2 protein-coding genes and 1 pseudogene are annotated in these 8,298 nt (G+C 74.2%); all 3 read right to left on the bottom strand.

Going from position 1 to position 8,298, the window contains the following annotated elements:
• Window positions 1–147: 147 nt before the first annotated feature.
• The gene (locus tag AC08OJ_RS16495) at window positions 148–2,310 is read right to left on the bottom strand and encodes an HsdM family class I SAM-dependent methyltransferase (protein ID WP_476593991.1); all 2,163 of its coding nucleotides are present in this window, start codon (window positions 2,308–2,310) and stop codon (window positions 148–150) included.
• Between the two features lie 10 nt (window positions 2,311–2,320).
• A pseudogene (gene drmB, locus AC08OJ_RS16490) lies at window positions 2,321–4,246 on the bottom strand (DrmB family protein).
• A partial coding sequence (drmA, locus tag AC08OJ_RS16485; protein ID WP_476596195.1) for a DISARM system helicase DrmA occupies window positions 4,246–8,298 on the bottom strand: 4,053 nt, incomplete at its 5' end. The gene drmA and the pseudogene drmB, both read right to left, overlap by 1 nt.

The raw sequence follows: 8,298 nt of genomic DNA, 5'->3' as shown, positions 1-8,298 counted from the left end.
CACTACCCCCACCCGGAAACGGCATCGGCCAGGGCATTGTCGGCCGGCCACAGCATTGTCGGGTTGCTGATTCCGGTTGCACCGCGCCGCCTTCACCGTTACCAGGACAAGGCTTCGGCCGGACCCGCACACCGGGCAGGGGCGTCATTACACGGGACCTGTCGCCCCGCCCCGCAGGCTTCCGTCGGCGATTCCGAGATGACCGAGCCGGACGATGGTCTCGGCCAGTTCCACCGCGTCGCGCAGCGACTTCTCGACCATCGTGAGGCGATGGAAGTCGAGCCCCCGGGAACGCTGTTCGGCCAGCGGGAGAACCGGTATCCGGACCCGCCGCAGGCCGGCGGGCGGCGACGATCCACCCGAGCGGCCGGCGGCCTGGGCGTCCGCACCGCCACCGGATCGCCCGTGCGCCCGATGGCCGGCCGCCCGCAGGATCCCGGCCAGGAAGTACGGATCGAGCCGGTCGGGATCGCCCCGCAGGAGCACCACCCGCGGCCCGAGAACGGCACCCGCGTCCTCGACGACCCGGGCCGTGGTCTCCCCCGGCGCCGTCACACAGACGACGTCGCCGGGCCGGAGAACGAGCATTCCGGCCAGTTCCTCCGTCCGGCCCGACGGGCCCCGCCCATGCCGGACGTCGCCCGCGGTGAGCAGCGGCAGGTCACCGACCCCGGCCCTGGTCTGCAACGGGGCCATCAGGACCGTCAACGATCCGGCTTTCGCCAACTCACCGATCGTGACGCTCGGCGTGACACTCGGCGAAGCCAGCCGGTCCGCCGGTCCGGATCCCCTCGGTGGGGTCAGGAGGGGAACCGCCGAGGACAACGAGGCCACCATCGCCAGGAAATCCTCCCGGACGGCAGGGAACTCACCGACAGCAGGGAACTCACCGACAGCGGTTCTTTCCGGAGAATGGTCGATGTAGCGTCGCGGGCTCACGTCGACCTCGTCGTCGAGGAGGTCCGCAACGCACATCCGCCGGAATCCCGCCGGCAGATCGGCGGTGTCGCCGCCGAACCCGCCGGCGGCGACGAACAACGCCCAGGCCGCTTCGACGACGGCGATCTCACCGTGCGCCAGGCCCAGCAGTACCTGAGCGGACGTCGCCCCGGGCCCGCCGGAACCGGCATCGGGGCCGGCATCGGGGCCGGCACCGCGGCGGAGCACCCACAGATCCGAGGCCGATCCCGTCGGGAACAGCCCGGGCGGCAGCCCCAGCACGGCGCGCAGTTCCCCGGCACGCAGCAGGTTCGCCCTGATGCGGCGCCCGGCCCGGCGCGACGCGGCGGCCGCCGGCATGATGACCAGCACCGGCGCGCCGTCCCGGGCGTGCGCCAGGCAGTACTGCACCCAGGCCAGCTCGGGTTCCCCCCGCGGTGGAACACCGTGGCGCCACCACGGCGCGCCGAGCAGCTCGTCGTAGCCCCAACGCTGCCCGAACGGCGGGGCGCACAGGACCGCGTCGGCCCGTTCCCCGGCGAAGGCGCCGGCGAGCAGCGAGTCGCCCGCGACGATCCGCGCGTCACCACCCCGCAGCAGCAGTCCGACGGCGCTCACCCGCGCCATCGTCGGGTTGACGTCCTGGCCGAGCAGGCGGCCCGCCCCCGCGGCCCGGGCCGCCTCCAGCAGCCCGCCGACCCCGCAGGCCGGGTCGAGCACCGTGGCGGCCCCCGCCCGGCCGCGCAGGCCGGCGAGGGTCACCATCAGCTCCCCGACCGCCCGCGGAGGCTCCGCCACCTGCCGGGAGCAGACCTCGCGGTAGCGGGCGCGCAGCGCGTCGAAGAGCTCCGCGTGGCCGTGCCGGTCCGCCGCCTCGGCGGCGACCCGGGCGATCGCCACCCACCCGGTCTCCCAGGTGTCGGGGAAACCACCGGGAAGCTCCGGCACGGCGCGGGCGATCGCCGGTTCTAGGGATACGGCCGCCACCGCGTCGCTCTCCCCGAGCAGCGCCGTGGCGCCCGCGGGATCCCGCTGGCGCTGGATGAGGAACCCCCCGAGATGGCCGGTCACCTCACCGAGGCGCGGATCGTCGACGGCCCCCCGGATCCGCTGCCATACCTGGTCGGCCGCCTCGATCTGGAACGGTCGGTCATGCCGGGTGAGCCAGTCCGCCACGGAGGTCAGCGCGAACAGCGGGCTGGTCGATGTCCCCCCGACGGGTGCGGGAAAGTCGGCGAACCGGCGCCGCCAGTTGCTGACCGCGGCCCGCCCGACTCCGGCCAGCCGGGCGATGTCGGTGGCGGTGACCGTGGCCGTGTCTGTGGCCGTGGCAGCCGCGGAGCTCGCCGTGTCCCGGCCGCTCGTCTTCACGGCAGCCCGTTCACGGCAGCCCGCCGAACAGGGCGAGGGCGCGGTCCTGCGGCTCGTCTCCGAGGGGCACGACGAACCGGCGGTCGAGGAAGCGGTTGCCACGCTCGCAGGTCGTCTCGGACACGAACAGGCAGACGTGGCAGGCGGCGCCGTGCAGGAAGTCGGCGGGCGCCGACGGCAGCCGCTCGGCGCACAGTGGATCGGACGAGCAATGCCGGGCGTCGGCGAGGGCCCGGCGGGTCAGCCGGAGCAGCTGGTCGGGCTCGGCCAGCGACACCAGCCCGCCCAGGGTGCCCTCCGCGTCCGGGACGGCCGTGTAGATGAGGATGCCGCCGCGCGGGTCGCCGTCGTCCCCGGCGTAGATGCGTTCGCTCAGGCTGGCCGAGCTGTAGCCGCACTCCAGCGCGATGGTCCGGATGAGCAGGTGGGACAGGGTGTGCAGGGCGAGGAAGCGCTCCCCGGGCCAGCCCTGCATGGGATCGAAGTCCCCGGCGATCCGGTCGGAGTAGCGGTTCACCCGGAATCGGCTGTAGGCGTCGCGGTGCTCGCGCATCGCGACACTGTCCGCGACGCGGCGCGCCCACGGGCCGAGGATCTCCTCGGGCACCCGCAGGAACATGCCCTCGCCGCGGACCTCGCTCGCCGGTACTCAGGAAGCCGGCCCACGGGCCAGCGGCGCCCGGATGACGAGGTCGGGGTCGTCCGGGTCGGGCGCGTCCAGCCGGGTGAACCCGGTCAGCGCCCGTACCTCCCGCAGGCGTTCGGCCTGCACGACGTCGGCGTAGCAGCCGGCAAGCGGCGCCGGCACACCGCCGGGCTCGCGGCGCAGGGCGAAATCGTCGGTGGGTTCGGGGAGGACGGCGGAGGAGAAGATCTCCCACTCCGGGGTGCGCAGATCCGGGTAGGCCCGCTCGTCGTCGGCGTCGGCACCCGGGGCCGGGCCGGTTTCGATCGCGGCGCGATGCCGCTCGACGGCAGCCCAGATCTCCTCGTCCGTCCATCGGGCGAACTCGCGCAGCACCGCGGTCTGCGCGCACGCCCAGGCCAGCATCGACACCGTGGGAAGACCTTCCAGGGCGGTCCAGTGCTGTTCGACCTTGACCGCCAGCTCACTGGCGCCGGTCCGCGGCACCGACAGCACCGGCAGCGTCTGGGCGAACCACTGGTTGGATGCGCCGACGACGAGCAGGCGGGACTCCTGCGGGCACCCGCCATCGGCGAAGGTCCCCAGGTGGGGATGGCGGCCCCGGCAGCGTGGCAGGTGCTCCGCCCCCCGGCGTCCCATGGCCTCCCGGATGTTGCGCCGGGCGTCGCAGTTCACGCACCGGATCTCGACGTTGGCGCCGAGGTTGCCGCCGCGGTCCTCCATCCGCAGCCGGGGATGACTCGCCTTGGCGCACTGCGCGCCCCGGTGCACGAACATCGGGTAGGGGAAGTCGTCGAGATGCCCCGCGGTGCAGGCGAGCACGAAGCGGGCCGCCACCGCGAGCGGCCGGCGGCCGGTCTTCTTCCGCCCGCAGGTGCCGTGGAAGAAGCGGGCGTCCTGGGGCCGGGTCAGCCACGGGTTCTCGAACCCGAACGCGCGGGAGGCGATCACATCCAGCTCGTTGCAGGCAGTGCAGCGCAGCCAGTTCGGGAACGGCACGGTGGGCACGCCGATCCGGGCGCCCTGCCCGCTGCGGTCGCCCGCGTCGGTCTCCGCCCACGGGGCCGGGCGCAGCTCGGTGACGCCCCGGTCATACAGCCGCCGCACGGCGGCGAGCAACCGCGGCTCGACGATCGGCTGGTACTCGGGGACGTTGCGGTAGTCCCAGTCGTCGACGCCGCGGACGATCGCGGAGAAGTTCGGCAGGTCGACGAGCGCGCCGACACCGCTGGTGAACATCAGGTGACTGGGCCGGACCGCGCCAACCCGCCGGTGGAACGCCGTGACCATCAGATGCCCTTCCCGGGGAGCGCCGCGCGGGCCGACCGCGCCGGACGGCCCGCCCGTGCCGCCACGAAGGCCGTCTCCCCCAGCTCGTCCCCGACCGGGGCGGCCTCGTCGTCCACTACCTCGTCATCCCTGCCGTCCGCCTCGCTGCTCCCGATCTCCCCGCTGCTCCCGATCTCACCGGTACCGTCGGCGTCCGGCGGCGCGCCGAACGCCCAGCCCGGCTCGCCGTAGGCGGGGGTGAAGATCTCGGCGGGGCCGGGCACCAGCAGGTTGATCTCGTGCTCAGTCTCCCGCATCGACTGGGCGACGGTGAGAACGTCCCAGCGGACGTGCCCGGCGGGCTCCAGCAGGCCGGTGACTCGCTGCTGTCCCCCGGCCGTGCGATAGCCGATGCGGGACGGGCCCGTCCTCGCCAGCTCCCACCTCTCGATCAGCTGCCGGATCCGTTCCTCGAGGTACTCCCGGCCGCGCGGCCCGGCGACGGCCTCGGCACGGGCCAGCAGCCGGTCGATCACTCCGCTGACCGCCGGGCCGGCGAGGTCCACGCTGTGGGCGTCGACGTTGCGGGTGTTCGCCTCGTCGGCGTGCCGGACGGCGGCGACGAACGTGCCGGTGGTGGTCCGGTCGAGGGAGCGGCGGGTGAACGGGGTCACGGACAGCGCCTCCACCTGCCGGTAGAAGGTCGCGTGGTAGTGCTCGAAGTCCTCGTAGTGGGCGAGATCCCGCGGCCGGGCCCAGTTGTACAGGGTGACGACGAGACCCGGGCGGCCAGCGTCCCGGCCGACCCGGGAGGACGCCTGGATGTACTCGGCGGTGTTCTTCGGCTGGCCGATCACGGCCATCAGCCCGAACCGGGAGACGTCCACCCCGACCTGGAGCATCGAGGTCGCGAGCACCACGTCGACCGGGATCCGGTCCTGGTTGCTCCGGGCGCGAGTGCGCTCGGCGAGGGGGTGCGGTGCCCGCCGGTCCCGCTCCCTGCTCCGGAACGATGCACGGACGTTCTCGGCGACGGCCTCCCGCCGCGCGGAAGTGTCGAGCTCGGGGTCGAAGGGGATCTCCAGGCGGCCCAACACCTCGCTGATGTCCGCCGACGAGACCCGGGAGGTCAGCTCCGAGATCGCGAGCATGCCGGTACCGGTGACGATGCGGTTAGCGAGCCCCTTGCGCCGGCCGTGGGTACGCACCCGGGTGGTGACGTCGTCGTCGAGGTAGCGGCGCATACCGGCGAGCTCGCGGGTGGCGTTGAAGTAGCCGACGAGGGTCAGGTAGGGCTCGACGGGGGTGCCGTGCCGGTCGAACGGGGTCTGGCCGGCGAGGAGCAGGATCTCGGCGAGGCGGATCTCGGCGGACTTCATCCTCGTCCCGTGCGCGCAGACGCCGAGGTAGCGCCGGCCCGGGGTGACCGGGACCCGCCGGGAGAAGAACGTATCGGTCACGTCGATCACCTGGGGCGGGAAGACGGCGAGGCCGCGGCCGAAGACGCCGAGCACCTGGTCGCGGGCCCGCCTGGTGGTCGCCGTCGAGGCCACGATCTTCGGGCCGGTGAGCGCGCCGGCCGGGACCGGCCAGGTGCACAGCTCGTCGACCGCGCTCTCGAACAGGCCGACGGTGGTGCCGAGCGCACCGGAGATCAGGTGCAGCTCGTCCTGAATGATCAGATCAGGCGGGCGCAGCCGGACGACCGGCTCGCTGGTCACGGCGGGCCGCCTGCCGCGGCTGTGGTGACGCTCGCCGCAGCCGGTGCGGGCGTCGAGGTCGTCGTGGAGGTACCCGTGCCGGGGGCAGCGTCGGCTCACCCGGCCGAACAGGATCCCCGCCTCGCCGCGCCAGGGCAGCTGGGCGAGCTTGTCGACGGTGGCGATGACCAGGCTCGGGGCGTAGCGGTAGATCTCCTCGTCGACGGTGAGCACCGGCAGGCCCTCGTCGGGCGCCGCCCGCCGGGAGAACGGGCAGGCGTCGGCCCCCTCGCCGTTCGGGCAGTACAGCAGCACCCGGCGGAGGTCCTCGTCGACGTGGGCGTCAGTATGGGCCCCGAACGCGCTGCCGCACCACGGGCAGCTCAGGGTCTGCAGGACGTTGGCCCGCTTGCCGTCGCCGGCCTCTCGCGCCTCGCCGACCTGGTCGCGGGCGTCCTCGAACCGGTTCGGGGACACCCCGCCGCCGACCCACAGACCGATGCGGAACGGCGTGGCACCCCAGGTCGCCGGGTCCGCGCGGCGCTGCACCTCGGCGGCGCAGACCAGGGTGGCGGCCCGCTGGAACTGCTGGGCGGTGAGCAGCCGCAGCGTGTACCGCATGAGGACGGCGACCCCGGCCTCGCCGGAGCGGGCCACGGTACCGGTGCCGACGGTCCCCTGTAGGCGGCGGATCGCGAAGGTGTAGGCGGTCAGGCCGAGGTAGGCCTCGGTCTTGCCGCCGCCGGTGGGGAAGAACAGCAGATCGACGACGGCGGTGGCGTCCGCGGCCCGCTCCGGGTGCGCCGGGTCGGTCAGGGAGGGCAGGTTGAGCAGCACGAAGCCGAGCTGGAACGGCCGCCAGGAGGCCTCCCCCGCGCCCCGGACCCGCACGGCGGCGGTGGCCGCGGCGTAGTCCAGCCCCTGCTCGTCGCGCAGCCGGGCGATCGCCGTGTGCCGGCGCTGGGCGGCCATCGCCTCGTTGGCGAACTGGAACGCGGCCAGCGCCTCGCGGTGGCGCGGCTGGTCCTGGTCGGCGAGCAGGGCGATGCCGGCCCGGATGCGGTCCGCCGCTCGGCGGGCGTCGCCGATCGCCGTGCGGGCGGCCGGGCGCAGCCGCGCCGGCAGGCCCGCGACCTCGGCCTCGCGCTCGTCGAGCCAGGAGGCGTAACCGTCGGCGAGGGGTGTCAACCCGCGCCGCAGGGCGGCGGGCCCGGCCACGGCGAGAGTGTCCATGGCCAGTTCGACCCCAGCCAGCGGCGTGCCGGGCCCGGCGGGCGCGACCGTCGCCGGCACGTCGTAGGTGGGCAGCCAGGTGGTCTCCAGCCGGTGGGCGCACCGCTCACCGGGCCGGACGTGCGGATGCACCGCGACGTTGCGACCGGTCGCGTAGCGACGCTCCCCCCGGTACAACAACTGGAGGTGCAGATCCTCGTGATCAGCGTCGAGAGGCGGCGCGCCGGCGAGCGGCGCGTCGCCCTCGGGGGAACCGGAGCCAGGGCCAAGGCCAGAACCGGAGCCGGGGCCGGACCACTCGTCTTCGGGATCGTCGACGGGCAGGAAGACGGCGCGCGCGCCGTCCAGCGCGGTCACCGACAGTGTCGACTGGAACAGCCACGCCGTGTCCGCGGACGAGGGCGGCTCCGGCTGGCTGTTGACCAGCGTCAGCTCGACGACGCGACGGGCACCGCGCTCGCGGACGGTGACGACGAGGAAGACCCCGATCTCGTCGTCACCGACGAGCGGCATCCGCCGGGAACCGGCGCCCAGGTGATCATCCAGGCGGATCTCCCGGTTCGCGAAGACCACCGGTTCGCGGATCCACGCGCTGCGCTTGCGGCCCTCGTCGTCCTCCACCTCCCGCTTGGTGTAATGCCCCCAGGCCGCCGTGACGGCGAGGACGTCGACCGAATCCGTGCCGTCGGTTCCGGCCAGCACGGCGGTTCCGGCCAGCACGGCGAAGGAGAATCCCATCGACGACGCCCAGATCCGCCCCCGGTTCTGCGGGGTGGCGATCTCCGGCAGGTCGGCGTCCGCGTCGCCCTGCACGGCCGTCTCCGTGTCGGCGACGACGTCCGCGGTGGCGGCCTCCCGGGCACCGCGCGGAGCCGGCTTCGGCCCGAGCATGCCGACGAGGTACCGCTCGCGCGGGCCCATCGCCCTGGGGTGGAACTGCTGGCGCTCGCCGCTCCACGGGCCGAGCAGATCCCGGCGGACGAGTTCGGCGAAGGCATCCCGGACCTCATAGGACGTCGCCGGCTCGAAGAGCTGCGGTGCGTCGAGGACCTCCGCGGCCGTACGGCCGCCGGTGCCGCCGGTGCCACCCACTCCCCCCGGCGCGGCGGGCGAAGGCGGCGCCCCCAGCGGCCCAGGGAC

The organism is Frankia sp. CgKIO3 (genome assembly GCF_977946435.1).
Note: the sequence above shows the minus strand (reverse complement) of the source record. Positions and strands in the feature narration are given on the sequence as shown.